Origin of the sequence: Caproiciproducens galactitolivorans (assembly GCF_026672255.1) — a bacterium.
Classification (GTDB): Bacteria; Bacillota; Clostridia; order Oscillospirales; family Acutalibacteraceae; genus Caproiciproducens; species Caproiciproducens galactitolivorans_A.
This window is the reverse complement of the sequence record NZ_JAPOHA010000008.1, coordinates 115,700-142,236: the sequence shown is the minus strand read 5'-3', so window position 1 is coordinate 142,236 and position 26,537 is coordinate 115,700. Positions and strand designations below refer to the sequence as shown.

The following is a 26,537-nucleotide window of genomic DNA, read 5'->3' as shown; positions in this document are numbered from 1 at the left end:
TTTTATGAGAAACCGTTTCGCCGAACTTCACCCCGCCGTCCTTTTCCTGTATTTTACCGCGGTCATCCTGTTTTCCATGTTCTTTATGCATCCCGTATTTCTGGCAATTTCGCTTTTCTGCGGCTTTGCCTGTTCCGCCGCGCTCCATTTGGGAAAAACACTGCGGTTCAGTTTTCGCTTTCTTCTGCCGATGCTGCTCGTTATGACCGCTGTGAATCCGCTGCTGAACCACAGGGGAGCAACCATTCTGCTCTATGTCAACGACAATCCCGTCACACGGGAAGCACTGCTCTACGGATTTTCATCCGCCTGCATGTTTTCGGCGGTCCTGCTCTGGTTTTCCTGCTGGAATACAGTGATCACCTCGGACAAGCTCGTGTATCTCTTCGGGAGTGTCGCACCGTCGCTGTCGCTTCTGTTTTCCATGGTACTGCGTTTCGTTCCCCGGTTCAAAGCGCAGATTCGCACGATCGAAAACGCGCAGAAGGGGATCGGAAAAGGCGCGGATCAAGGAAGCATTTTCATCCGCGCGAAAAACGGAATGAATATTCTTTCCATCCTGACCACATGGGCGCTGGAAAACGGGATTACAACCGCGGATTCCATGCGGGCGCGCGGCTATGGGCTCGCCGGGCGCACGAGTTTCAGCATCTATGCATTTAACAAAAGGGATAAAACTGCATTAATAGTACTCATTGTAATGCTTTTTCCGGTGTTTTACGGCGCTTTTACAGGGGAAAACAATATTCGGTACTACCCCTCTCTGGCCGTAAAACCCATAAGCTTTGTAAGCAATCTGGTTTACGCGGCCTATTTTCTGCTCTGCGCGTTCCCGCTTTTGTTCAACGCAGCAATCGAGGTAAAAGAACATGACAGTATTTGAATTCGATCATTTTTGCTTTACGTATCCTAAAGAAACGGAACCCGCGCTTTGGGATATCCGGCTGACCATACCGGAAGGGGAGTTTATCGCGCTCTGCGGTCTTTCCGGAAGCGGCAAAACGACCCTTCTCCGCCAGCTGAAGCCGGCCCTTGCCCCGCACGGAAAAAGCGAGGGTACCCTCCAGTTTTTCGGCAAGCCGCTTGCGGAATGCAGCGAACGGTCGCAGGCCGCGGACATCGGCTTTGTTATGCAGTCCCCCGAAGCACAGATCGTAACGGATAAGGTTTGGCACGAGCTTTCGTTCGGTTTGGAAAGCCTCGGTTACGACAGCCAGACCATCCGCCTGCGCACCGCCGAAATGGCGAGCTTTTTCGGGATTGAGTCCTGGTTTGAACGGGACGTCTGCACCCTTTCCGGCGGCCAGAAGCAGCTTCTGAATTTGGCTTCTATCATGGCGATGCAGCCGAAAGCCCTGCTTCTGGACGAGCCGACTTCCCAACTGGACCCGATTGCCGCCGCCGATTTTCTCGCCGCAGTCAAAAAAATAAACGCCGAACTGGGCGTTACCGTCCTTTTGACGGAACAAAGGCTACAGGAAGTGTTTCCGCTGGCCGACCGTGTCATTGTCCTTGACCGCGGGCGGGTCATCACAGACGCGTCCCCCCGTGAGGCGGGCAAGCATCTTTTGGAAATCGGTCACCCGATGGCGGCCGCGCTGCCCGTTCCTATGAAAATCCACGGGGCGGTCGCAAACGACCTCCCCTGCCCGTTGACCGTGCGCGAAGGACGGAACTGGCTGGGCGCGTTTTTGAAAGAAAGTAAAATCTTCTATCGCGCAATACCGGAAGAACCGGAAAGCACGAATACAGACAAGGCTGTCGAATTAAAAGGGTGCTGGTTTTCCTATGAAAAAGCCGGGCCGGACGTTATAAAAGACCTGACCCTGTCAATTCCAAAGAAAAAGATCACTTGTATTGTCGGCGGAAACGGCGCGGGCAAGAGCACGGCTCTGGGTATTATGGCAGGTATTTTCAAGCCCGCGCGCGGAAAAGTGAAGGTAAACGGACGAACCGCCCTCCTGCCCCAGGACCCCCAGACGTTATTCCTGAAAAACACCGTTGCGGAGGATTGGGCGGAAACATTGGACGGCAGGCTCTCCAATGCGGAAAAGCAAAAAAAGCTTCAGGAAACGGCGGAACTTGTACAAATCAGCCCGCTTTTAAACCGCCATCCATACGATTTAAGCGGAGGCGAACAGCAGCGCGCCGCCCTCGGCAAGGTGCTGCTGACCCAGCCGGACATTCTCCTGCTCGACGAACCGACGAAAGGACTGGATTCCTCCTTTAAAATTACATTTGCAAAGCTTCTGCGCGAGCTGATCGGCAGCGGAGTCACCGTTGTAATGGTATCGCACGATATTGAATTCTGCGCCGAATACGCGGATTACTGCGCCCTGTTCTTCCATGGGGGTATCATTTCCAGCGGCGGGGCGCGCGCGTTTTTCGCCGGGAACAGTTTTTATACCACGGCCGCAAACCGGATGTCGCGCGGCTTTTTCCAAAATGCCGTCAGAAACGGAGACGTGATTGCACTTTGCAACAAAAATCAGAACAGAAAAGACTGAAAACCGCCCTTCCGGCGATTTTTGCGGCGCTTGTCTTCCTGGCCGTCATCCTGATCGGCGCAAACGGAACGGGGGAACGGAAGTATTTCGCCGTCAGCCTGGTTTTGCTGGTCGGCTCCATGCTGCCTTTTTTCATCCATTTTGAACGCCGGCGTACGCAGGCGCGCGAACTCGTTACCCTTTCGGTACTTTGCGCCATTGCGGTTGCCGGAAGAGCCGCCTTTTATATGATCCCGCAATTCAAGCCGGTTGCGGCAATCGTAATCATTACGGGCGTTTGTCTTGGGCCGCAGTCCGGATTTCTTGTCGGGGCGGTCAGCCTTTTTGTCTCGAACTTTTTCTTCGGGCAGGGGCCGAACACTCCTTACCAGATGTTTGCGTTCGGGCTTCTCGGCGTTCTTTCGGGAATTCTGTATAACCGGGGACTCCTAAAAAGCAGCCGGGCTTCGCTCTGCCTGTTCGGCGGGCTCTCAACACTCCTCTTATACGGCGGAATCGTCAACCTGGGCACCCTGCTTTTAAGCGGCCTGCCGCCGACCCTTTCCGCTTATTTGATGGTCTGCCTTACGTCTCTGCCGTTTGATCTGATCCACGCCGCATCCAGCGTGTTTTTCCTGTTTGTCCTCGCGAAACCCATGATTCAAAAAATGGAACGGATGAAAACCAAATACGGTTTGTTTTCGTCTGAAAAATAAGGAAGAGGAACTGCAAAACGAAAGTTGAGCGGTTCCTCCTTTTTATTATTCACATATAGGATTTAAACTTCTCAAAGCGCCGGTCAATCTTTCGGTTTCAGTCATCGGACGGACTGTGACAAATCGTGAAAAGATCCGAAAAACCTCCGTGTTCGCGAACGCGGAGGTTTTTCAGACAGTCAGATTCAAACGATTTTATTAAACATCTCGAGTAAACGAAGATAATGATTCGCTTCCCGAAGTGTATGGTCGCCAAGAAGCGGGATAATAATGGATTTAATTTTGCATTCCAGTATTCCCTGCGTGCCTGCCGTTTTAAAATTCTGTATCTTTTTTGTGGCTTCCAGGCTATCCTCCGTAACCGTTTTCATCGGCATAGAACGATCCATCGCCTGCTGTGCCTGTGCAGTGAGCTGATCGAATTCATTTCCGAAATTGTCGGCGGTTTCAAATAAATTCTTTTCCGTCGGATCCAGTAATCCGCGGATAAATTTGGAGTGTTCCGCCATAATCCGGTTCCAGAAAGTTTCCTGTTCATACGCTTCCTTTTCCAGACTCACTTCTTCCCGCCTTTGCAGCTTCTGTAACATGGAAAGATATAACCGGGCTTCCCTCAGGATATGATCAATTAACAGCGGATAATTCATCGTAAACAGGTTGCAGGATATTACGTTGGATAAAACAAGGGATTTAAATTGAATGAGTGAGCTGACCAGATTAATCGCGTTTTCATTCAGATAATAAACCCTTTGTTCCAAAACAGAATTGTTTCCTGCTTCTCCGCCGGTCATTCCCATTTCCGCCTGCGTAAGATCCGTTTGCAGCGGAACACCGGTAAAATAGGCCGAAGCCATTTCCGCCTTCAGCGTATAGGGGGTAACCACTTCTCCGGATTTCAGTACGTCCGGATTGACAACTCCATTGGAAACTTCAACCACATTTGCGAGCAGGTTATCAAAAGCCCGCCGGAAGGAATCCGCCTGATTGGTCAGATTGTAATCTTTCGCTGTAAACGCCGTCTGCAGAAAGAAAGAATGCTCTTGCATGATTCTTGCAAAAAACAGATGCAAAGCAAGGGATTGCTTAATAAATTCATCAACTGATATCATAGATAATATCCTTCCTATTCTTTCATTCATTTAAATATAATATGAAGAATAGGAAAAATATGTGTGTTTTATTGCATCTCCGCATTGCCGGGCGGCTGCCCCACAGCAGCCTCATGCAGCGGATATTCGCCGGTTATCGGATTTTTATTCTGATAATCCGCGTAAATAAGGCCCGGACGCGAATAAAGCAGGGCATATCCGCGCTTGATTCCCTTTTGAGGCTTCCCTTCCCTGCTTTCCAAGGCAATGATAGCCTTTTTCAGCGCATCATCTTTTACGCGCAGAACGGCAGGCAGCCTTCCCGATGCATTTGTGGAAATGCGGTCGCAGGCCATTGTGTCCCGAAGAACCGTACGGTCAACGCCGGGCTGACTGCTGAAATAATCGAAAACAAGGCCGGTATAATCGTCCAGCGGGATTTTTTCCGTTCCTTTTTCCGCCGAAAACGCGCCGAACTGGCTGAAAAGCCCAAACGGGGAAAGCCCGCTCTTTTCCAGAACATATGCCAGCGTGCGGCGAAAACGGCCGCTGTTGTAAAGGCGTTCCACCGCGTCCGCCGTATGCCGCAGCCCCGCCAGTTCCTGCGCGGTAAGCCAGGGGGTTTCCTCCACTTCATAGGGAGGCTCCTGCGAAAAATGGCAGGGGAATTCCTGCGGATTCTCCCGCATGGGTGCGCCGTACAGCAGCTTTAAAAAACCAAGCTGAAGCATATTGGGCCGGAGCGCATAAGCGGTATTAAAGCTTTCTGCAAAACTGTCCCAGCCTTCAAACGGTAAACCGGCGATCAGGTCAATATGGATATGCATATTCGCGTTTGACACCAGCGATTGTATATTGCGTTTTAAACGTTCCACATCCGTTTTTCGGTGAATGGCTTCCAGCGTTCGGGCGTTAAAACTCTGTAAGCCGATCTCCATCTGCATCGCGCCAACCGGCGCGCCGGACAAAAGGCGGATGGTTTCTTCCTCCAATATATCGCCTGCAATTTCAAAATGGAAGCACACCCCTTCGGGGATTTCCGTCCCGTAATTTTGAATGATGAAGCGAAACAGTTCATCGGCCCTTTTCCGGTTCGCGTTAAAGGTTCGGTCCACCAGCTTCACCGTCTGCGTGCCGCTTTTTGCAAGCTGAAGAATTTCTCTTTTCGCGCGATTCAAATCGAAATAGCGCACGCTGCCGCATCGGCCGGACAGGCAGAACGCACAGGAATACGGGCATCCGCGGCTGGTTTCAAGGTATGCGATTCTTCCTTTCAGCGAATCAAAATAGCTTTGCGTGTAAGGGCTGGGCGGTTCTTCCGCGGGCGTATTCGGGGGAACCACGATGATCTTCCCTTCTTTCCGGTAACATACGCCGGGAATCTTCCGCACCTCTTTCCCATGAAGAATCGCATTGAGCAGCAGGGCATACGGGGTTTCCCCTTCCCCCGAAATGACGTAGTCCACCAGCGGTTCTTCCCGAAGCACAGCCTGCGCGTTATAGCTGACCTCCGGCCCGCCGAGAAGAATTATGGCATCGGGCAGCCTGCTTTTTATGAGCTTTATCAGCTGTTTGGTTTCGGAGATATTCCAAATATAACAGCTGAAGCTGATCACATCCGGATTCCACGCAATTATACGCTGTGCGGCATCCTCCATCTTTTCATTGATTGTGCCCTCGATTACTTCGGCGGTAATGCCGCTGTCGCAGTAAGCCTCGACTCCCGCCAGAAGGCACCACGGCGCCAGCGAGGAATGGATATACTGCGAGTTCAGCACGCAGATTGCCGCTTTTAACGTTTTTTCGTTCATAAAACTGCCTTCCATTTTCTTGATACTTTCATACTTTTTACATTATATCACCTATTAAGTTTGACTACCCGTCAAACGGGTAGTATGCACAAGGACTATAAGCCCAAGTTACCGGCCAGCACCTAAAGACGCTGACTTTGCCTCTTTTGCCACCCCTTAAAGGCGTTGGCGTTCGTATCCCTCGCTACCCTTAAAAGAGTCTTAATATTCCTTCGTCGTCAATTTATCCTCAATTTGGTCTTGCTTTTCTTGATCTCGAAATAATAAGTCCCAAGGGATATCAAAATACCATATTATTTCAACTATAGCATTCACTTACGAAAGCGTGTGAGAAATTAAAGTGACCTTTCACTTGATTTTTCGACGCATTTTTTTGCCAATTTAAGAAAACCCGGAATCGCATACCGATAAAAATCCCGGTATGCTTCGCAAAAATAGTTTTTCTCCAGAATTTCGTTGCGTATGGGTTCATAATTCCTTCTGCATCCGCCTCTGCAAAGACTGTAGAATTCGCAATCCCGACAGGCCTGTGGACGCAGATTCGAAATTTCTTCAAACTTCTTTGCTGTTTGCCCGAAAAGCATATCCAAAATAGAATCGTTTCCAATTACGCCCAGTTTCCATTGATCCAATACATAAAAATCACAGGGATACACGGAACCGTCGGATTCCACAACAAGATTCGCTTTGCACTTTCCCCGCATATCGCAGCTTTCGGGTGGATAACCAAGAAGCATCCCCAATATATTATCGAACATTCGGATGCTAATCTCTTTGCCTTCAAGATTATCCTTTAGCCACAAATCAAACAGTCTCTTTAAAAAATTTCCATAAAGCTGCGGAGATAAAGAATAATTGTCCATGCCCGGCTGTTTCTCTAAACCATCCAAGCATGGAATAAACTGTAAATATTGAAAACCCTGCTTTTTAAAAAAGCGATACGTTTTTTCAGGATGTTTTGCAACCAACCTTGTAACAACACATAAAATATTATATTCCACTTGAAATTCGTCTAATATTTTAATTGCGTCAATAACACGCAGATAGGTTCCCTCACCATTGTGATCTACTCTATTTAAATTATGAATTCCTTCCATACCATCAAGAGAAACCCCCACCAAAAAATGATGTGCACGAAAAAATTCAGCCCATTCCAAATTGATTAGAGTGCCGTTTGTCTGAATTGCATTCTTTATTTTTATATTTTTGGTATTATATTTTTTTTGCAGCACAAGTAAGTTTCGGTAAAAATCCAAGCCGGCAAGCATTGGTTCTCCTCCCTGAAAACTGAAACTGGCTGTATCATCCGCATATTCCAGAACGGACTGTACCAGCTTTTCAAGTGTTTCAAGGGGCATAAAGCCGCCGTTGCTGTGACATTTATTATCAATTAAATCCAGATAAAAACAATATTTGCATTGCAGATTACAATTACCAGACGCGGGTTTTATTAAAACATTAATATTTGGAATTGCCAGCACCTCCAAAATTACAAGCAGAAAAAATCACATTTCCGCTTCGTTTATACATTCCTTTACAATGATTTCAGTGTTTATATAGCACAGCGGATTCTTTGGTTTTTTGTTGCTAGTCAAAAATTCAAACAGAATTCGGATCGCCCGATATCCCTGATCCTTTGGATTTTGAATCAATGTGGCTATTATATTGTCGGTTAACAGAGCTTCCTTAATATCATCGCTTAAATCCAGAGCGACAATGCGGACAGGCTTTTCGCCCAGACATTCTCGAATTGCTCGAAACCCCGCCTTCACGGCAACAGAACCGTAAAGAATGGTATCAATATCAGAATGCTCTTCCATCATCTTTTTTACTTCCATATAGGTACCAATTTCATCGTTTGGGACTTCCGTGATGGAAGAAACCTGAATCCCGGGACAATGAGTAGAAAAATAATCACACATGCTATTCACACGGTATAAGTGACCGCACATTTGAAAGGTCGGAGAAAGCACTCCAAGGTTTGCTTTCCCTCTTGTAATTAAATTAATCAACCCGGCCAATATTTTACCGGCTCGGCGGTAATCGCACCCAACATAGGCAAGGTAATTGGTATCCTCTAAAATGGCGGTGAGAAGAACCACAGGAAACCCGTTTTCCGTCAGTTCATTGATTTTATTCTTTATTAACGGGCTATTGATCGGGACAATCGCCATTGCTTTTACATCTTCGCTTAATGCTTCTTCAATCAGCTTCAACTGATAATCTGCATCAAAATCTTTGCAGGTTTTTATAACAACCTGAATCCCCGTATCCGAAATTTCCTTCGCAGCTTTTTTTATTCCCTGTATTACTTCATCAAAGAATGAATTTCGAACAATATGCAGAATAACCGCAATTTTTAACCCTTTGTTTTTAATGGACAGCGATTTGGCAACTGAATTCGGTTGATAATTCAGTTCTTGCGCTAACGTCCGGATTCGTTCTGCAACCTCGGGCTTAACACGGCCCCGGTTGTTCAGAGCTCTGTCTACCGTCCCGGCAGACACGCCTGCGATCTCTGCAATCTTTTTTATAGTGATAGCCATATTATAATTCCTCATTAACAATTATTTTTGTATTATATAGTATAGCTCAAAAAAAATAAATGGTCAACATTTTAAAAAAATAAAATCGGTAACACAACTTTACAAATGAAATATTTTACAATATACTCTGATTTTATTATACAACATTTATAATTTAATCATAATATTTCTTTTATTATTGACATAATTGTGAAGTTCTACTATACTGGCATCAATAAATGCGTTATCGGACACGCAAAAAATAAAGGAGTTGTAAAAAAAATGAAAAAAATCATTAGTGCCGTGTTAGCAATGATACTGGCCGCCAGTATGTTTACCGGCTGCGCTTCATCTTCTGCCAACGGGCAATCCGCCGCTTCCCAAACCGCAAACGAATCCACAAAAATAAGGGTGGGCACCATGGCCCTTACTGTCGGCGTACCGGTGAAATATGCCTATGACAAGGGCTATTACAAAGATGAAGGATTGGATGTCGACCTCGTAATGTTTGCCACCGGCAATCCGATTAATGAAGCTTTTTCCGCCGGGCAAATCGATATTGCCGCCAGCGGACTTGCTTCCGTATTTTCCCTGGCTTTGCCGGATACAAAATGGATCGGTGAAATCAATTCCACCGGAGGCCTTGGCATTTATGTGCGCAAAGACAGCAAGCTGTTAACGAAAAAAGGCGAACTGAAAGAATACCCGAATATGTACGGAAGCGCCGACCTGATCAAAGGAATGAAAGTGCTTGGCCCGGTAGGCACCACAGCAGAATTTAATGCAACTGGTTATGCGCAAAGATTCGGATTAAAAAGTTCCGACATTAAAATGACGCAAATGGATTACGGTCCGGCATGGCAGGCGTTCCAGTCCGGACAGGGCGATGCCTTAGCCGCGAATCCGCCCTATTCCTTCCAGGCGGAAGAAAAGGGATACGTATGCGCCGCAACCTTCGAAGACGCGACGGGCATTCCCCTTTACGACGGTATCTTTGCAAGCAGCAAATTTATAAACAGCAACCATGACGCAGTTGTAAAATTCCTGAAAGCAACCTACAAGGCTTGTGACGAACTTCAGGACAAAAAGACGCGCTATGATTATTCCATGAAATGGTTTACCGAAAACGGCAAAAAGTACACCGAGAGCATTCTTAACAAAGAGATTGAAGCCCGTAAATACGTAAACAAGGATTATATGGCAAACACGTCTGGATATACTTACGGAAAAGGGATGCAGGATATCGCGAAGATTTATAAGGATCAGGGTAAAATTACCGACGATAATTTCCCGAATGTAGCAAAAGCCATCGATCCATCTCTGATTAACGAAGCGCTTGGCACGGACGTAAAAACCGTTCAATAACGCATTTCCTGACGTACCCGTTTCTTAAGGGAAAGCTTTGGAACGGGTACGTTAAAAAAGGATTCTGACAAGTAGGAGGAATACATATTGAAACGTGTAAAAAAATCAAATTATGCCTGGCTTTCGGTGCTTTCAGTAGGATCCGTCATCGCAATCTGGTGGCTGGTAACCGACGGGCTTCATTTGGTTTCTACAGTGGCGATGCCGAGCCCTGTAAAAGTGGTACAAACCTTTTTTGTAAAGTTATATGACCCCGCACCAGATGGTTCCACGCTTCTGGAAAATATCGGGTCAAGCTTACAGGTTGCGCTTTCCGGCTATTTTTTGGGTCTTATCATTAGAATTCCCCTAGGAATTTTGATGGCATGGTATAAAAAAGTAGACATGTTTGTCCGTCCGTTATTTGACTTGCTGCGCCCCGTTCCCGGTTTGGCATGGATTACCGTAATGATCACCTTGTTCGGAATCGGTATGCTGTCAAAAGCAATGGTAATTTTTCTGTCGGCTTTTGTTGCCTGCGTAGTAAACTCTTATTCCGGAATACGCCAAACAAAGCAGGTACACCTTTGGGTCGGACAAACATTTGGAGCTTCCAACCTTCAACTGTTGCTTCACATTGCGATCCCGACATCGCTACCCATGATTATGACCGGAGCCCGTGTTGCTTTGGGAGCTTCCTGGATGGCTCTGGTTGCAGCTGAAATGATTGCCTCCGACAGCGGTTTAGGGTTTATGATACAGCAATGCCGCGGTCTTTACCGTACAGACGTCATTATTGTCGGCATGATTGCAATCGGCGCCTTAGGAGCTTTGCTCACTTACCTGCTGTCTTTACTGGAGCATCTGGTTGTAAAAGGGAGGTCTAGTAGCAAATGATCAAATCACAGAAAGAAAAAATCCAAAGAGTTCTTGCCGGCCTTTTTTCAATCGGGGCGTTTTTGGCACTCTGGCAATGGGCCGTTGTCTCCACTACACTTGGTCAGCTGATGCCCGGGCCAATTACGGTAATTACCAGCTTTATTCAAGCATTTTCCGTGCCGATCGGAACCTGTACAATCCAGCAGCACGTCGGCTGGAGCCTGTCCCGCGTTATGATTGCCTATTTGGTGGCGGCCGTTGTCGGAATCGGTCTTGGCGTCCTGATGGGATGGAATCCAAAAATAGAAGCAATTTTTAAGCCGCTTTATGATATTATTCGCCCGATTCCGCCGATCGCATGGATTCCTCTGTCCATCGTGTGGTTCGGGTTAGGGGAAATGACAAAGTATTTTTTGATTTTTCTTTCCGCATTCAGTAACATTACGCTTAACGCGTATGAAGGCGCGAAATCCGTCGACCCTGTGCTAATGGGTGCGTCCAGAATGCTTGGGGCAAACCGGACCCAGACCTTGCTCACCGTAGTGCTTCCGGCATCCATGCCGTTTATTTTTGCAGGACTTCAGGTTGCCATTTCGACAAGTTGGGCTACGGTTGTGGCGGCTGAAATGGTGCGTTCCACAGAAGGTGTCGGCTGGGTAATCGTCAGCGCGCAGGATACGAACGATATGAATCAGACTCTGGTTGGAATTTTGGCAATTGGTATTGTAGGCTTTATTCTTGCGACTATAATGCGGGGAGTTGAAACAAGGTTATGCAAATGGAACAAGAGCGAATAAATTATATGATTGAATGCAAAGGCTTAAAAAAGACCTTTCAGTCGGAAAACGGTGCTTTTGAGGTCGTTAAAAATATTGATTTAAAAGTAAAAGAAAATGAATTTCTGGTTCTTTTCGGACCCGGCCAATGTGGAAAAACCACCATCCTAAATATGATCGCCGGTCTGGAAACACCAAGCGAAGGAATCGTCACCGTAAACGGCAAGGAAGTGCATGAACCCGGGCCGGAGCGCGGCGTGGTTTACCAGACAATTTCGCTGTTCCCATGGCTTACCGTAATGGGGAATGTGGAGTACGGCCCCAAAGTGCGCGGTATCCCAAAAGAAAAACGCCGGGCAACGGCGCAGCATTACATTGATATGGTCGGGCTGCAGGGGTTTGAAAAATCCTTTCCGGTCCAGCTTTCCGGCGGCATGAAACAGCGGGCCGGCATTGCCCGCGCCTATGCCAATAATCCGATCGTTATGCTGATGGACGAACCTTTCGGCGCTCTGGATGCGCAAACCCGTTACCTGATGCAAAAGGAACTGGAACGCATCTGGGAACAGGAAAAACGGACCGTCGTATTTGTAACGAATAATATTGAAGAAGCGGTTTATCTGGCCGACCGCATTGTTGTTCTGGCAAACCGCCCCACACAGGTAAAAGCGGAATACAAGATCAATCTTCCAAGACCCAGGAATTACGTTGACCCCGAATTTCTCCGGCTTCGCATGGAAATCACCGATGCGGTGGACAAAACGTTATAAAGGAGGCAATGAAGATGGAGAGCAATCCTAAGGTACGGGTAAACCACCTGACAAAAAAATTCGGGGACTTGTTGGTACTTGATGATATTTCTTTCGATATTCCGGAAGGCGAGCTGCTGTGCGTGGTAGGTCCGACAGGCTGCGGTAAAACTACCTTTCTTAACAGTCTGACGAAACTTTATGATATCACTTCCGGTGAAATTCTTGTTAATAACGAACCGGTTAATCTTAAAAAGCAAAATCTTGCTTATATTTTTCAGGAAAATTCGACCATGCCCTGGCTGAACGTAGAACAAAATGTAAGCTTTGGCCTGGACATCAAAAAGGTTCCCGAAAAAGAGAAAAAGGAAAGGGTGGAAGAGTTTCTGGATATTGTCGGTCTTACACCGTTTCGAAAATATTATCCTTCCCAGCTTTCCTCCAGTATGCTCCAGCGTGTGGCGATCGCGCGCGCATTTGCCACAAAACCGGAGCTTCTGCTGATGGACGAACCATACGGCCAGTTGGACATCGAGCTGCGTTTCAAACTCGAAGATGAACTGGTAAAGCTCTGGCAGAAAACAAAGACAACGGTATTTTTCATTACGCATAATATCGAGGAAGCAGTCTACCTTGGCCAAAAAATTATGATTTTAACCAATAAACCCACGAAAGTGAAAAAAGTCCTCGATAATCCTCTGCCGCGTCCAAGGGATATTACATCCCCGGATTTTATTGATTTGAGAAATCAGGTTACAGATTTAATTAAATGGTGGTAAAAGCCTAAAGGAGAACTATATGAGAGCAATTATGTTATTATTTGATTCACTGAACCGGCATATGCTGGCTCCTTACGGCTGTGATTGGACCTACACTCCTAATTTTCAACGTTTAGCAAACCGCGCCGTAACATTTGATAACTGTTATGCCGGTTCTTTGCCGTGCATTCCGGCAAGAAGAGAATTGCATACCGGACGGCTGAACTTTTTACACAGAAGTTGGGGGCCGTTGGAACCTTTTGACGACTCCATGCCCGAAATTTTGAGAAAAAACGGGATTTATACCCACCTGATCAGCGACCATCAGCATTATTGGGAAGACGGCGGCTGTACTTACCACAACCGCTACAATTCCTGGGAGTTCGTCCGCGGACAGGAAGGCGACCGCTGGAAAGGCTGTGTGAAAGATCCCGAAATTCCGTCTCATCTGGGTCGCGCGTGGCGTCAGGACGTTGTAAACCGCAGCTACATAAATGAAGAAAACAAACAGCCTCAAAAATTGTGTTTTGATTTGGGACTTGAATTTCTCGAAAAGAACCGAAACGAAGATAATTGGTTTCTGCACCTGGAACTGTTTGACCCGCATGAACCATTTTACACAATGCAGAGATATAAGGAGCTTTACCCACACAAATACGATGGCCCGCAGTTTGACTGGCCGCCTTACGATAAGGTTACGGAATCGCCCGAAGCCGTACAGCACTGCCGTTACGAATACGCAGCGTTATTGAGTATGTGCGATCATTATTTGGGTAAGTTGCTGGACTACATGGATGCGAATCATATGTGGGACGACACCATGCTGATTGTAAATACCGATCATGGATTCCTTTTGAGCGAACACGACTGCTGGGCAAAATGTGTGCATCCTTTTTACAATGAGATTGCCCATATTCCGCTGTTTATCTGGGATCCGCGTTCCATGGCAGGGGGTGTGCGCCGGAGTTCCCTTGTACAGGGGATTGATTTGCCTGCAACCATTTTGGATTTCTTTCATCTCCCCATCCCCGCAGATATGCAGGGTAAGCCATTGAAGGATACAATTGAAAATGACCGACCCGTCCGTCAAGCCGCTTTGTTCGGTTTGCATGGTGCCCAGATCAATGTAACGGATGGCCGATATGTATATATGAGAGACCCCATTGAAGGGAATTCTCCGCTGTATAATTATACCCTTATACCCACCCATATGCGTTCTCTTTTCTCCGTTGAAGAAATGCAGAACATGAAAATTGCACAGCCGTTCTCCTTTACAAAGAACTGCCCGCTGATGAAGATCAAGTATCATGAAGACGAAGGCGGAGACATTAATGCGAACCACAGAACGGGTACGAAACTTTATGACCTTTCCGCTGATCCCAAGCAGGAGTATCCGATTGAAAACCCTGCGGTGGAAAAACAGATGATTTCATATATGATACAGCTCATGAAAGAAAACGATTGCCCTGCTGAGCAATTTGAAAGAATGGGGCTGACGGATTACTTAAAATAGTTTTTTAAAAAAGAAAGGCAGGCCTTAAAGTTCACAAAAAATGTGTGAATTTTAAGGCTCTTCCCTTTGTACGCTTTTTTGCCATTTTCAGGCGAAAACAGCGGAATAATACGGGGATTTCTTTCTGAAAAGTCAAAATCAGATACACACGACTAATAAACGGAGGGAATCATTGGAAGCACTTTATTTCATGGTTAGTTTCATTGCGTCCGTAGCGGGAGCCATCTGCGGAATCGGCGGAGGCGTCATTATCAAGCCCGTACTGGACTGTTTCCATATTGCAAGCGTATCGACCATCAGTTTTTTGTCTAGTTGCACGGTTTTATCCATGTCTTTTTACTCCGTAGGAAGATCCTTTATTGCACGTGACAGCAAAGTTGACGCCGCAATCGGAACACCTCTTGCCGTGGGAGCAGCCTCCGGAGGTTTATTGGGGAAATACTTATTTGGCTGTATGAAGGCTTTGTCCCATAACGCGGAAACAGTCGGAGCCGCTCAATCCATCTGTCTTGCCATTATTACTTTAGGAACATTGATCTACACGATTTACAAAGACAGAATTCCCACCATGCGGCTGAATAATAAAACGGCATGCGTTGTGATCGGTTTGTTTTTGGGTGTGATGTCAAGCTTTTTAGGGATTGGCGGCGGACCAATCAACCTCGTTGTCCTTTTTTTCTTTTTTTCCATGGATACAAAAACTGCGGCGCAAAATTCGCTGTATATCATCCTGGTTTCCCAGATTTTCAGCATCATTTTCACACTGATGACCCACACTGTTCCGGACTTTGACCCTCTGAGTTTAACCGTAATGGTATTCGGTGGGATTGCAGGCGGTGTTTTGGGACGCATCTTAAATAAACGCATCAATAATAAAACCGTAAACAACCTGTTTCTTGCTCTCATGGGCATTATCATTTTTATCAGCGGCTATAACATTTATCGTTTCCTCACTATTTGACAAACATCCAACTGATTATATTTTTAGATTGGGAGGTGATCTTTTGCAACTGTATGTATCAAGGGTTTTCACGCAATATGGGCGGTTGGATGTTATGCCTCATACTGTTATAACCTGATGATGCATTTACCCAATTGATTGGGGGGAAGCGAATTTGTGTTTCTCGCAGTTAACTACGGAATGGTAATTGATAAAAAACAATGGAGAGGATGAGTATTAATGTATTATGTCGGTAAAAAATTTCTGAGCTTGCTTCTGGTTTTTACTCTGGTTTTTTCTATGACCGGGTTGTTCGACAACCAAGCATTTGCAGCATCCAGAATAATCACCGTGAAGCAGGACGGCACCGGCGACTATACAACAATCAATGATGCCGCACAGACAGCACAGCCGGGCGATACCATTGTTGTGTATGGGGGTACCTACCGGGAAACCGTAACATTTCCAAGGGAAGGAAACGGGGAGTCGTCCCGAATCACCTTAAAAGCGGCAAGCGGTCAAAAACCCGTTATAACAGGTTCGAATGTCGTCACCGGCTGGGCAAAAGACAGCGGCAGCACTTATAAGCTGGTAAAAGACAGCGCCTATTTCGGCGATTTTAATCCGTTTGCTACAAAATGGCAGGCCAAAGGCAGCAGCTATTCTGATTACTTTTCCTGCGGATGTGTTTACATCAACGGTACTGTCATGTCACAGGTGTTTAAACAGTCCGACGTTTATACCACACCGAATTCCTGGTATGCAGATATAAAGGACAGCAATACCACGATTTCGGCCAACTTCAATGAACTGAATCCTGCTGATAAAAGCAACTCCACCGAAATCAACGTAAGAAAGCAGTGCATTACGGCCAAATGGAACCAAGGATATATTACCATTGATGGACTAACGATTACGCACGGCTGCGGTCCCAAGACAATTGTTTTTTGGCAAACTGCCGCAAAACCGATGGACGGAGCAATTGCTACGAATGGTGGTCATAATTGGATCATTCAAAACTGTGACGTAACCCAAAACCGTGGTGTTGCAATCGATTACGGCAACGGCTCCCGGATGTTGGAGCTTCAAAACGGCGGTGAACCGAAGCTGTACGGTCATCACATCATCCGTTACTGCAATGTCCATGACAACGGTACCAACGGCATGATGGCTTACCGAGGCGCATACACTGAAATTTACGGAAACACTCTTTATAACAATAACGCGCTGAACACCGGTCTGCTTTCTGAAGCTTATATCAAAGATGTCAGCGGCGGTTTCGGCATTAATATTCATAACAATTACTTTTACAGCGATCAGGACTGGGCTGTTTTTCCCATTTGGCTCGACAGCGAATGCGATGGCTGCCGCGTCTCCAAAAATCTATTTTATTGCAAAGGAAACGGCCACGGCTTTACCTACGTTGATTCAGAAGTGAATCATGGTTGGCAGATGTATGACAACAACATCTTTGTCGGTGTCGGCTTGCACATTATGTCAGCCAGCCACAATTACTTTGTTAATAATCTCTGGCTGAATATTCCAAGCGATACAAGCAGACGAAGCTGGCCTGGTATCGGTAAGTGGGGGTTTGTAGGTTCGGAAGGCTGGGATGGATATCAGCGTGCGATGAGAGTGATGGAACCTGGCACTTTGGATGTAATCAGCACCGTTAACGACCCGACCAGCCGCTTTGAAACCTACAATCGGTTTAATAAAATGCTTAACAATATTTTCTTCGACAACGGCCTGTACAGTTCTTCCGATTCAACCGAAGTGTCCAAAGAGCAATATAACAGCATCAATACAGAGGTTGTCCTTTCCAAAGCACCGAATGTGAACCCGGATTACAGCGGCGGCAGCTGGTCGCACCCCGAAGTTGGCGAACTCCCAATCGCTTGGGTTGAGGCAAAGCCGGATACAGTAGGTAAGGGCACCATAATGTACGGCAACGAATGTGACTATAACGTATACTACGGCGGAGCTCAGAAGATAGGCTATCAGTATGCTTCGGCGCGCGGTTATGAAGCAGACAAAAACAGTAAAGTGGTAGAAGGCGGCACAAACAGCTACCAAATTACAGCCACACCGGATTCCTTCAAATTGACGCTGAATGTGGACGGCAGCTGCTCTTCCTTAAACGCTCCGGCAATCACCGGCGCATATCTTGGCAACACAGAGTTATATCAGCAATTGGGCTATAACTTCTACGCTCCCGACGTTAACACCGACTACTTCGGCAACGCCAGAGACAGCAAGGACACGGTAGTAGGGCCTTTTGCAAATCTGAAAGCCGGAAGCAATACGTTTGATTTGTGGCCGGCCGCCTCAACCAATGATAATGGCGGGTCCCACTCGCATCATTCAAGTAGCAATAGCAGAAAATCAGATAACGGGAATCCAAACAAACCAGATACTACATTCGTCAGCGATACGACAAAAGATTTCCAGGTAAATGGCGCATACCAGTTTAGGATCACGAGCCAAAACGGCGCAATTCCAAATTTTGTCCTGGGTACCAGCGGTGTGTTTTACTATCAGCTTGTAAAAACAGATGGCAATGATTACTACTTTAAACTGATTCCGGTCGGAAAATCCGGCGCACAGACTGGCATCTATGTCAACGGCGTAAAATTGCTGGTCGCAACCGTAGGGGACACTGTCCCGATTGTGAAAAGCGACACCCCCGCAAGACTAAACGTTCGCACGGGCAATACATACATCTTCAAGCTGACTTCGGACAGAAAACCGGTTTTTCTGAGCGGTAATTCTTCCGTTTTCCAAACCCAGTTCGTGAAGGCATCCGGGACTGACTACTACTTTATGGTAAAAGCGATTGGAAAACCCGGCACGTCCGCTGGATTCTATATCAATGATTCCGTTACGCCGAGTACGGTAGGAACAGTTACCTAAGTCTTTAACTTAACCGGAAGCTCTTGTTATTGACGGCAGATACAGCTGCTACTAAATTGTCTTAAACCTGTTCTTTATTCTAATACTTACAGGATAATATACTAGTTTATAAGCTATAAGTATAGAATAAAGTTATGGGCGTGTTGCAAAATGAAAATTTTGCGGCGCGCCCTTTCACTTTGTTCAAGCCGTAGTGAACCGATTAACGGCTAACCCTTAAAAGGTATTGATATTCTTTTGTATTCAATTTTTCCTCTATCTGATCTTGTTTTTCCTGTTCTGAATGTATTTTGCTATACTTGCCTTATTAAGGCCCACTCGAGGTTTACGCAAAGATCGGGGAGCTTTTCATCTGTGCTGGACGCTTCATATTCGACAATCCGGTCTCGCAACGGAAGTAGCGTCTTATCAAAATAGACGCTGGCCTTGCGCTTACGCAATTGGGCTGCGCGCCAGCAAGTCGAATCTCTCAGTCATTTTTCTTGCCTCCATTCTCCCAATTCTGAATTGCATTCAGGAACTGCTTTCCATACCGTTTCGCTTTTACCTCGCCAACACCTGAGACTTCCAGAAAATCCGTCATGCACTGGGGACGCTTTGCCGCCATGTCCTGGAGAGCTGCGTTGGAAAAAATGATATAGGCGGGGACGTTCCCCTTTTGCGCCAGTTCGGTTCGCAGCGTCCGCAATGCCTCAAACAGGCTATTCTCAGAAGATTCGAATGGCGGGGAAAGGGAAGCGTTTTGCTTCCCGGTTGAAGCCGTGCGTTCCGGTCTGCCTACTGCTTTTTCGCGCGATATTACTTGCGCACCGTGGAACAGTACGTCATTGGAACGGTCGGTCAGATGCAGAACCGGGTACTTATCCTGCGTCAGCTCGAGATAACCCTGGGATATCAGCAAATCAATGTATTCCCGAATTTTTCGGCGGTCGACATCGTGCATAATCCCGTAGGTCGTCAACTTATCCAGTCCAAGTTGGCTTATTCGTTGCTCTTTGCTGCCGTGCAGCATCCGAACAATCAGTGTTATGCCTACTCCATAGGGATACTTTCTATCGACCCGCGCCACAGCAGAAAGAATTTTTTGCGCCTCTGTGGTGATGTTGCGCTGGATGTATTCACTTTTGCAGTTTCCGCAATTCCCGCAGGCATCACTATGGCGCTCACCGAAATATTCCAGGATATACGATCGCAGGCAGCGTGTGGTTTTGCAGTAACCAACCATCTTATGTAGGCGTTCCAGATCCCGGCGAAGCACCTGTTCGCGTTCTTCTCCCGAAAGATTTTCATTCTCATTTGAATTTTGAACGAGAAACTTCGCGGTCTGTACGTCTCCGCTTGAAAACAGAAGTACGCAGTCCGCGTTCTCACCGTCACGGCCGGCGCGGCCTGCCTCCTGATAGTAACTCTCAAGATTTTTCGGCATATTGTAATGGACAACAAATCCAACGTTGGATTTATCGATGCCCATGCCGAAGGCGTTGGTGGCAACCATCACACGTCTGCGGTCATAAACAAAATCCTCGTGATTCTGTCGGCGTTCACCATCCTTCAGCCCTGCGTGGTAACAGGTGGCGGCAACACCGTGCTGATTCAATCCGGCACAGACCGACTCCACCGTTTTTCGGGTAGCGCAGTAGATGATGCCGCATTGTCCTCTATGCCGCACAAGGAAGTTGTATAGGTATGCCGGTTTACTCTTGGGCGCTGCAACTTCAAAGTACAGGTTTGGCCGATCAAAGCCGGTGGTAACAAGCAGCGGACTACGTAGCTGCAAAAGACGCACGATATCCTTCTTGACCTCCGCCGTGGCCGTAGCGGTAAACGCACCTACAACGGGACGATATGGCAACTGTTTAATAAAATCGGATATTTTCAGGTAACTCGGCCGAAAATCCTGTCCCCATTGGGAAACGCAGTGAGCCTCATCCACAGCGATAAGCGAGATTTGAACACGCTCAGAAAAATTTAAAAAATCTGCCGCCTCCAGCCGTTCCGGTGCGACGTATATGATTTTATACGCTTCCTTTTCCGCCTGTTGAAATACCTTGCGGTATTGTGCGGCGGAAAGAGAAGAATTTATATAAGCCGCCGGAATCCCCGCCTGCGTCAGCGCGGCTACCTGATCCTTCATCAGAGAGATGAGCGGCGATATGACCAGTGTCACACCGGGAAGCAGCAATGCAGGGATCTGATAGCAAACCGATTTTCCTGCGCCCGTCGGCATGACTCCCAGCACGTCACGACTTGCCATCAATGCGTCGATCAATTCTTCCTGTCCGGGACGAAAGACAGCATGTCCAAAATATTGTTTTAAGGCGGCTGCCTTATCCATGATACGATACTCCTCTTTGTGTCACAATCGGACATTTTCTAAACGGTTCTAAGCGGGTCTACTGCGGTTAGGAGAGCATTTCGAACTGCATATTTATAATAGCAGGTTCCGGTTATGTTCCAAAACGGAAGCTTCTCATTATTGCTGTAATCTCAGATTAGCCCGCCTCACCGAAGCTATCGGTGTGAAATCTACCAATATTAAAAAATACTTCTTAATATAATTATATCCCCCATTATATCCCCCATTAGAAATAAATACAATAAAAATGTCGATTTCAGCATATAAAAGCGGAATCTGTCCGATTTTTGAATAAAAAGCCGGCTGAACCCAAGGTTTTTGCCTCAAATGGTTGAACGGAAAATGACAGGACAAGCTTACAAAAACCGTATATAAGTAATTTAAATATGGAAAAAACCCGCTGATTCAGCGGGTTTTCGTGTTTTAAGGTACGACCAGGCCTGTAAGCCGAGTTCTGTTCCAAACAGCCATCTATCTTGGCCGGATGTTGCCATCACGGCTCAGTGCCACCTTCTCGGGACGCGCCGGGCCGACGCAAATGTCCCTCTGCGGTGTTGCTCCGAATAGGGTTTGCAGAGCCGCGCGGTCTCCCGCGCGCTGGTGAGCTCTTACCTCGCCTTTCCATCCTTACCGTTACCGGCGGTATATCTCTGTTGCACTTTCCCTGGGGTCGCCCCCGGCGGCCGTTAGCCGTTATTCTGCCCTGTGGAGCTCGGACTTTCCTCGGGCACGTCCTTTCGGAGCTGTGTCCGCAGCTGTTCAGCCTGCTCGTATCGTTTATTGTAATCGATTTTTACCGGTCTGTCAACAAACAGGATCTGGAAAACTTAGAAACTATGCTCTGAAATCAGACGGTTCTTCTCATTCCATAGCTTCTGCGACAAGTCCACGTAATATTGATGGGGGTTTTCAAAACGCGTAACTTCTTCCCAAAGCGTGTCCACCTGCTGCATGCAGTATTCCTTTATTTCCTCTAAATCCCGCGGTTTCGATATGTTCTTTCCGTTTTCAAATATTTTTTGGCGCAGTTCCACTGCACGGAAGTTTCGAACCGTTTTGCGCTTCCAGATATGTTCCGGGTCAAACAGCTCATACGGCTTTTCGTCGTCAATCACTTCATCATGAAGCGTAATCACGTCGGCAATGGCCTTGCCGCTTTCCCGGTCATACAGGCGCCAGAGATTTTTAAAGCAGGGCGTCGTGATTTTGGCCACGTTTTCGCTGATCTTGATTTTCGGAACGATATTTCCGTTCGTATCTTCCACGCCGCTTAACTTATAAACGCCGCCGAAAACCGGCTCGCTGGAAGAAGTAATCAGCCTTTCGCCCACGCCGAAGCTGTCGACGCACGCACCTTGCATGAGCATATCACGTATTATATACTCATCGAGGGAATTCGAGGCGCAGATCTTACAATCTTCAAATCCGGCCGCGTCGAGCATTTTGCGCGCTTTGCGGGAAAGATATGTAATATCTCCGCTGTCGATCCGGATACCGGCCGGGCGGAAGCCGAGCGGGACCAGTTCCTCGTTGAATACTTTTATGGCATTGGGTACTCCTGATTTTAAAACATTGTAGGTGTCGACCAGTAAAGTACACTGGCTGGGATATTCCTTTGCATACGCGCGGAATGCTTCCAGCTCATTGTCAAAAAGCTGAACCCAGCTGTGCGCCATTGTGCCCAGCGCCTTAACGCCGTAGTCCCTGTCGCAAATGGTGCAGGCCGTTCCACAGCAGCCGCCGATATAGGCCGCTCTTGCGCCCATAATCGCCCCGTCAGCCCCTTGCGCGCGCCGGGAACCAAATTCCATTACCGCCCTTCCCTGCGCCGCTCGGACAATCCTGTTGGCCTTTGTGGCGATCAGGCTCTGATGATTCACGGTGAGCAGAATCATGGTTTCAATAAACTGCGCCTGAATGACCGGCCCGCGTACGGTAATGATCGGTTCTACCGGGAAGATAGGGGTTCCTTCCGGAACCGCCCAGACATCGCAGGTAAATTGAAAATTCTCCAGATAATGAATAAAATCTTCCTTAAAAATTTTGCAGTCTCTCAAATATTCAATATCTTCCTTGGTAAAGGTAAGATTTTCAAGATATTCGACAACCTGCTGGACACCGGCCATAATGGCATATCCGCCGTCGTCCGGAACACGCCGGAAAAACATGTCGAAATAGACGATGGTATCCTCATACCCGTTGGTAAAATAGCCGTTTGCCATGGTGATTTCATAGAAATCCGTCAGCATGGTGAGATTCGTTTTCAAATGATTTTGATTTTTCATTTTTTCAGCTCCACAAAATTATTAAATTGATGTAACTCTAACTCAGCCGCTCATCATATTATAGAACAACAGTAAATCTAAAATACTTGGCGGTATTGATCCTTTACGCACAATTTTAACAAATTTATAATCATTTATTAAGAATATTATATCAATCTTAAGGCAAAATAACAAAGAAGAAACGGGAATTCCTTTAAAATATTAATAATTTAAAAATAATTGATTTTATTTGTGAATTTTTTTAATATTTTATTGCATTTTAGACAATAAAATATTATACTATTAGATATTAACAGAATTTACACTGATGAATTTCCATGGTGTTGTAAATTTTCAGGAAATTTTGTTATGGCGCTGTGCAGATGGAATAATGTATGTGCGTAAATTTCAAATTAACGCGGGGGGAGATGAATTCAGTGAGATTACGCAAACAAGCACTTGGTACACGTAATTTGGTTGGCGCGCGTGTAGAGATGGCGCGTAAAAACCAAGGCATGAAGCAGAAAGAACTGTTAGCCCAACTTCAGGTCAACGGCGTTGACATGAATGCATCGGGCTTGTCCAAATTGGAAGGACAAATCCGGTATGTAACAGATTTTGAGCTTTCCGCCTTGGCAAATATTCTCAATGTTTCCGTAGACTGGCTCTTAGGCAGAGAGAAATAATTCGTTCACTCAATGAGTACGGTATGAGGCGCTTCGCAATTGCGAAGCGCTCTTTTTCTACTTTCTTTTTGATGATGAATCGATTATAATTATAATACTATTTTAAATCAGGAAAGGCAAGGAGGTTTTCATTTGTTTGAAAAGCGACAACTCACCCGCTTAAAGCCGCTTCTTTATTTTTTTATTGAATATACTGTGGTATTTTTCCTGTTTGCAGTCACTTTGAAATATACGTTCCCGTTTGTAGCAGGATTCTTACTGGCGCTTTCCGTGCAGCCCCTCATCCGAGTTTTAAAGGAACACCTGCATTTTAAACCGGGGGTGGCCGCCGCTGTGTCAACGCTGGTTGTTTTTTGCGTTGTATTCGGGATTTTATTTTTGATCGGCTATTGGCTGATCAGTGAAATCAGTCATCTGCTCAATCATTTAACCGTCGGCGTAGGTTCCGTAACCGGACCGATTAACCGTATGATCAGTACGGTGGGCGAATACCTAAGTAAAATCGATTCAAAATACGTGCAGCAAAACCAGGAGCAGATTATGAACATTGCCCAGTCGGGCGCAGGGGTTCTTAAAACCGTACTCGGCAGTATTCTTGCCTTTTTAACCTCATTGCCCGCCGTGATCACAATGTTCATCGTTATGATCTTATCAACATACTTTTTCTCCAAAGATATGACGGGGATTAAAACCCATGTTAAGTCCCTGTTTTCGAGAAACGCCGTTTTTAACATCCGGTCCGCCTCGCATCACGGCATAAGCTTAAGCGGAAAATATATATGCTCCTATCTTTTTATTTATTTTATAACCTTTATTGAAACGCTCATCGTCTTTTTTGCACTGGGCGTCCCTTATCCCCTCGTTCTGAGCATTATTACCGGCATTGCAGACATTTTGCCTGTTCTTGGGCCCGGTACCATTTATATCCCCCTGGCCCTCTTCTACGTGATAAAAGGCAGCTTCCTGCGGGCGGGAATCTTGCTGTTATGCTATTTCCTGATTACGGCAATCCGCCAGATCATCGAGCCAAAAATCGTTTCCTCTTCCATAAATATTCATCCGCTCACCATGCTTGCCGCGATTTACTTCTCTCTGGTAGCCCAAAATTTCTGGCTCCTGATTTACTTTTCCGTACTGCTGATTCTTTATAAAATCCTGACGAATATGGAAGTCCTCCCAACCCTGTTTGAAGAACCGGAAACGGTTGTTCCCGCCGAAACGGAATCCTGTGGAAACTCCGTTAAATCAGAATGAGGCATTACCCTATAGTAATATCCGGAAGATCTTCGTGATACAAAAATATCCCGGTTTTTTAAAACGCCGGTAATAAAATTGATTTCAGAGGATGAATTCAGCCGACCGGGACGGCCTGTTTTCACCTATAAAGAAGGGGTGGCCGACAAGAGTCGACTACCCTTTTCCCGTTCCATCACTTTGCCGCAACACGAACTCTTTGAGCACTTGTATCATATTAAGGGAACCAGTCTGCGACGGTTTAAAAGTTATCCATCTTTATAAAATACCACGTATGAACCGTGCCAGCATTCTTCTTGTTTGCACCGAAAAGAAAAGGTTTTCTTTATTCCTCAGTGAACAGATCGATGCCCATTCCGCAAACCGGGCAGGTCCAGCTTTCCGGAAGGTCCTGAAAATTCATTTCGGGCGCAATTCCGTTTTCGGGATCGCCTGTTTCGGGGTCATAGACATAACCGCACGAATTGCAAACATATTTCATATTTCTCCCCCCATATGAATTTGTAAGCAGTTAAAGCGTATCAACTTTCAATTCGGAACGTCATCGAACTTCTCGTCTTCAATAATTTCGCTTAGGTTTGTGGGAAAAACCGAACCGCATCGCAGTTTTTTCGCCACATCCATTACCTTCCCCAAATCAGAAGAAACGATCTGGACCGCTTTTTCAATACGGGTCACCTTAATTTCAATTCCGAATCCCGTGCTGCGGCTTCCAAACACATAATACTTTAGAGTGCAGCCGCACAGTTCAATATTTCCTACGCATTTTCTCATTTCCGCCCTCCTTCATCATGTGAATTTAGACCACAGTCTATTGATATCATAATGCAAGAGCAGAAAATATTCAATATCAGGAAGCGTATTTATTTATTAAAATTATATTTCCGCAATATATCCAAATATTGCTCCGGTGCGTGGCATATTTAGTAGTTACATTTTCGTTGTTTTTTCGTGGTTTTTGAAAAAAACAAGAATAAAATATGAAATTAATACTCCAAGTATTGCCCCGCAAAGAATATCCGAAGGGTAATGCACAAATAAAAAAACCCGGGAAAAAGCAATGAGGGAAGCCAGTATAAACGCGGGTATTCCAAAATTTTTATTTGTTTTCCACAAGGTAAACGCCGCGGCAAAGGATGAGGCCGCGTGGCCGGAGGGAAAGGAATAGCCGGACGGCGGCGAAATCAGAAGCCGGTGGCCGGGAAACGTTACAAACGGCCGCGGCCTCGCGACCAGCGGCTTAATCGCCATCTCTCCGACGATATGCGTTACCGCAAGCACTGCCAACAGGATGAGCCCGTCCCTCCGGTACTTCTTTGATACAAGCAGGCACAGACCGATCAAAACCCAGACCAGTCCGTAATTCCCAATCGTCGTAATATAAGGGAAGATCCAATCGGTAAACCCGTTATGAAAATGATTTTGTATAAAGTTTAAAATGATACTATCCAATGTTCTACCTCTTTCAGTTTCGTCACC

Annotated in this window: 22 protein-coding genes and 1 other RNA gene; 13 read left to right on the top strand and 10 right to left on the bottom strand. The window is 46.3% G+C overall.

Features of this window, described 5'->3' with window-relative positions:
* The first annotated feature begins 4 nt into the window (after positions 1-4).
* The 3 genes from OUY18_RS09340 to OUY18_RS09330 are packed head-to-tail and all read left to right on the top strand — an operon-like array spanning position 5 to position 3,202.
* Positions 5-883 (top strand): energy-coupling factor transporter transmembrane component T, encoded by an 879-nt coding sequence (locus tag OUY18_RS09340; RefSeq protein WP_268058506.1) that lies wholly within the window; start codon positions 5-7, stop codon positions 881-883.
* On the top strand, positions 870-2,507 hold the full coding sequence (locus OUY18_RS09335; protein WP_268058505.1) for an ABC transporter ATP-binding protein: 1,638 nt from the start codon (positions 870-872) through the stop codon (positions 2,505-2,507). Before OUY18_RS09340 ends, OUY18_RS09335 begins: the two co-directional genes overlap by 14 nt.
* Positions 2,477-3,202: an ECF transporter S component gene (locus OUY18_RS09330; RefSeq protein ID WP_268058504.1), complete on the top strand. Its 726-nt coding sequence runs from the start codon at positions 2,477-2,479 to the stop codon at positions 3,200-3,202. The genes OUY18_RS09335 and OUY18_RS09330 overlap by 31 nt, the downstream gene beginning before the upstream one ends.
* A 185-nt stretch (positions 3,203-3,387) precedes the next feature.
* On the opposite strand, the gene OUY18_RS09325 is transcribed toward OUY18_RS09330, so the two are convergent.
* From OUY18_RS09325 to OUY18_RS09310, 4 genes are all read right to left on the bottom strand, one after another.
* Positions 3,388-4,311 (bottom strand): DUF2935 domain-containing protein, encoded by a 924-nt coding sequence (locus OUY18_RS09325; RefSeq protein WP_268058503.1) that lies wholly within the window; start codon positions 4,309-4,311, stop codon positions 3,388-3,390.
* Positions 4,312-4,379: 68 nt separating this feature from the next.
* Positions 4,380-6,101: a B12-binding domain-containing radical SAM protein gene (locus OUY18_RS09320; protein WP_268058502.1), complete on the bottom strand. Its 1,722-nt coding sequence runs from the start codon at positions 6,099-6,101 to the stop codon at positions 4,380-4,382.
* Positions 6,102-6,436: 335 nt separating this feature from the next.
* Positions 6,437-7,582 carry an anaerobic sulfatase maturase gene (locus OUY18_RS09315; RefSeq protein ID WP_268058554.1) on the bottom strand — a complete coding sequence of 382 codons (1,146 nt, stop codon included), beginning with the start codon at positions 7,580-7,582 and terminating at the stop codon, positions 6,437-6,439.
* Positions 7,583-7,606: 24 nt separating this feature from the next.
* Positions 7,607-8,647, bottom strand: a complete 1,041-nt coding sequence (locus OUY18_RS09310) for a LacI family DNA-binding transcriptional regulator (RefSeq protein ID WP_268058501.1) — start codon at positions 8,645-8,647, stop codon at positions 7,607-7,609.
* A gap of 261 nt (positions 8,648-8,908) precedes the next feature.
* On the opposite strand from OUY18_RS09310, the gene OUY18_RS09305 reads away from it, so the two are divergent.
* The 8 genes from OUY18_RS09305 to OUY18_RS09270 all read left to right on the top strand — a co-directional run bounded on the left by OUY18_RS09305 (position 8,909) and on the right by OUY18_RS09270 (position 18,498).
* Complete coding sequence (locus OUY18_RS09305) at positions 8,909-9,991, top strand: ABC transporter substrate-binding protein (RefSeq protein ID WP_268058500.1); 1,083 nt, start codon at positions 8,909-8,911, stop codon at positions 9,989-9,991.
* Between the two features lie 87 nt (positions 9,992-10,078).
* The gene (locus OUY18_RS09300; RefSeq protein ID WP_326492988.1) at positions 10,079-10,867 is read left to right on the top strand and encodes an ABC transporter permease; all 789 of its coding nucleotides are present in this window, start codon (positions 10,079-10,081) and stop codon (positions 10,865-10,867) included.
* Positions 10,864-11,646 carry an ABC transporter permease gene (locus OUY18_RS09295; RefSeq protein WP_268058499.1) on the top strand — a complete coding sequence of 261 codons (783 nt, stop codon included), beginning with the start codon at positions 10,864-10,866 and terminating at the stop codon, positions 11,644-11,646. Before OUY18_RS09300 ends, OUY18_RS09295 begins: the two co-directional genes overlap by 4 nt.
* 5 nt (positions 11,647-11,651) lie before the next feature.
* Positions 11,652-12,395, top strand: coding sequence for an ABC transporter ATP-binding protein (locus tag OUY18_RS09290; RefSeq protein ID WP_419196135.1), 744 nt, complete (start codon positions 11,652-11,654; stop codon positions 12,393-12,395).
* 14 nt (positions 12,396-12,409) lie between these two features.
* Complete coding sequence (locus tag OUY18_RS09285) at positions 12,410-13,153, top strand: ABC transporter ATP-binding protein (protein WP_268058497.1); 744 nt, start codon at positions 12,410-12,412, stop codon at positions 13,151-13,153.
* A 19-nt stretch (positions 13,154-13,172) separates the two neighbouring features.
* Entirely contained in the window at positions 13,173-14,645 is a 1,473-nt protein-coding gene (locus OUY18_RS09280; RefSeq protein ID WP_268058496.1) for a sulfatase, read from the top strand.
* Between the two features lie 172 nt (positions 14,646-14,817).
* Positions 14,818-15,606: a sulfite exporter TauE/SafE family protein gene (locus OUY18_RS09275; RefSeq protein WP_268058495.1), complete on the top strand. Its 789-nt coding sequence runs from the start codon at positions 14,818-14,820 to the stop codon at positions 15,604-15,606.
* A gap of 219 nt (positions 15,607-15,825) precedes the next feature.
* Positions 15,826-18,498, top strand: a complete 2,673-nt coding sequence (locus OUY18_RS09270) for a right-handed parallel beta-helix repeat-containing protein (RefSeq protein ID WP_268058494.1) — start codon at positions 15,826-15,828, stop codon at positions 18,496-18,498.
* Positions 18,499-18,967: 469 nt separating this feature from the next.
* Here OUY18_RS09270 and recQ read toward each other — a convergent pair whose 3' ends face one another.
* The 3 genes from recQ to OUY18_RS09255 all read right to left on the bottom strand — a co-directional run bounded on the left by recQ (position 18,968) and on the right by OUY18_RS09255 (position 23,139).
* The gene (recQ, locus tag OUY18_RS09265; RefSeq protein ID WP_268058493.1) at positions 18,968-20,833 is read right to left on the bottom strand and encodes a DNA helicase RecQ; all 1,866 of its coding nucleotides are present in this window, start codon (positions 20,831-20,833) and stop codon (positions 18,968-18,970) included.
* A gap of 448 nt (positions 20,834-21,281) precedes the next feature.
* An RNA gene (gene rnpB, locus OUY18_RS09260) (RNase P RNA component class A) lies at positions 21,282-21,625 on the bottom strand.
* Positions 21,626-21,681: 56 nt separating this feature from the next.
* Positions 21,682-23,139, bottom strand: coding sequence for a nicotinate phosphoribosyltransferase (locus OUY18_RS09255; RefSeq protein ID WP_268058492.1), 1,458 nt, complete (start codon positions 23,137-23,139; stop codon positions 21,682-21,684).
* Positions 23,140-23,546: 407 nt separating this feature from the next.
* On the opposite strand from OUY18_RS09255, the gene OUY18_RS09250 reads away from it, so the two are divergent.
* Both OUY18_RS09250 and ytvI read left to right on the top strand, forming a co-directional pair.
* Positions 23,547-23,804, top strand: a complete 258-nt coding sequence (locus tag OUY18_RS09250; RefSeq protein WP_038325855.1) for a helix-turn-helix domain-containing protein — start codon at positions 23,547-23,549, stop codon at positions 23,802-23,804.
* 132 nt (positions 23,805-23,936) lie between these two features.
* Positions 23,937-25,058 (top strand): sporulation integral membrane protein YtvI, encoded by a 1,122-nt coding sequence (gene ytvI / locus OUY18_RS09245; protein WP_268058491.1) that lies wholly within the window; start codon positions 23,937-23,939, stop codon positions 25,056-25,058.
* Between the two features lie 325 nt (positions 25,059-25,383).
* On the opposite strand, the gene OUY18_RS09240 is transcribed toward ytvI, so the two are convergent.
* From OUY18_RS09240 to OUY18_RS09230, 3 genes are all read right to left on the bottom strand, one after another.
* Complete coding sequence (locus OUY18_RS09240) at positions 25,384-25,539, bottom strand: rubredoxin (protein WP_268058490.1); 156 nt, start codon at positions 25,537-25,539, stop codon at positions 25,384-25,386.
* Between the two features lie 47 nt (positions 25,540-25,586).
* On the bottom strand, positions 25,587-25,832 hold the full coding sequence (locus OUY18_RS09235; protein ID WP_268058489.1) for a DUF6514 family protein: 246 nt from the start codon (positions 25,830-25,832) through the stop codon (positions 25,587-25,589).
* Positions 25,833-25,988: 156 nt separating this feature from the next.
* Entirely contained in the window at positions 25,989-26,510 is a 522-nt protein-coding gene (locus OUY18_RS09230; RefSeq protein WP_268058488.1) for a phosphatase PAP2 family protein, read from the bottom strand.
* Positions 26,511-26,537: the final 27 nt, after the last annotated feature.

What these genes read in the sequence shown, in the direction of transcription:
- OUY18_RS09340 (WP_268058506.1), top strand. Translation starts at nt 5, where the DNA reads ATGAGAAACCGTTTCGCCGAACTTCACCCCGCCGTCCTTTTCCTGTAT.
- recQ (WP_268058493.1), bottom strand. Translation starts at nt 20,833, where the DNA reads ATGGATAAGGCAGCCGCCTTAAAACAATATTTTGGACATGCTGTCTTT.
- OUY18_RS09285 (WP_268058497.1), top strand. Translation starts at nt 12,410, where the DNA reads ATGGAGAGCAATCCTAAGGTACGGGTAAACCACCTGACAAAAAAATTC.
- OUY18_RS09325 (WP_268058503.1), bottom strand. Translation starts at nt 4,311, where the DNA reads ATGATATCAGTTGATGAATTTATTAAGCAATCCCTTGCTTTGCATCTG.
- OUY18_RS09280 (WP_268058496.1), top strand. Translation starts at nt 13,173, where the DNA reads ATGAGAGCAATTATGTTATTATTTGATTCACTGAACCGGCATATGCTG.
- OUY18_RS09295 (WP_268058499.1), top strand. Translation starts at nt 10,864, where the DNA reads ATGATCAAATCACAGAAAGAAAAAATCCAAAGAGTTCTTGCCGGCCTT.
- OUY18_RS09310 (WP_268058501.1), bottom strand. Translation starts at nt 8,647, where the DNA reads ATGGCTATCACTATAAAAAAGATTGCAGAGATCGCAGGCGTGTCTGCC.
- OUY18_RS09290 (WP_419196135.1), top strand. Translation starts at nt 11,652, where the DNA reads ATGATTGAATGCAAAGGCTTAAAAAAGACCTTTCAGTCGGAAAACGGT.
- OUY18_RS09320 (WP_268058502.1), bottom strand. Translation starts at nt 6,101, where the DNA reads ATGAACGAAAAAACGTTAAAAGCGGCAATCTGCGTGCTGAACTCGCAG.
- OUY18_RS09270 (WP_268058494.1), top strand. Translation starts at nt 15,826, where the DNA reads ATGTATTATGTCGGTAAAAAATTTCTGAGCTTGCTTCTGGTTTTTACT.
- OUY18_RS09240 (WP_268058490.1), bottom strand. Translation starts at nt 25,539, where the DNA reads ATGAAATATGTTTGCAATTCGTGCGGTTATGTCTATGACCCCGAAACA.
- OUY18_RS09255 (WP_268058492.1), bottom strand. Translation starts at nt 23,139, where the DNA reads ATGAAAAATCAAAATCATTTGAAAACGAATCTCACCATGCTGACGGAT.
- OUY18_RS09305 (WP_268058500.1), top strand. Translation starts at nt 8,909, where the DNA reads ATGAAAAAAATCATTAGTGCCGTGTTAGCAATGATACTGGCCGCCAGT.
- OUY18_RS09235 (WP_268058489.1), bottom strand. Translation starts at nt 25,832, where the DNA reads ATGAGAAAATGCGTAGGAAATATTGAACTGTGCGGCTGCACTCTAAAG.
- OUY18_RS09250 (WP_038325855.1), top strand. Translation starts at nt 23,547, where the DNA reads ATGAATTCAGTGAGATTACGCAAACAAGCACTTGGTACACGTAATTTG.
- OUY18_RS09335 (WP_268058505.1), top strand. Translation starts at nt 870, where the DNA reads ATGACAGTATTTGAATTCGATCATTTTTGCTTTACGTATCCTAAAGAA.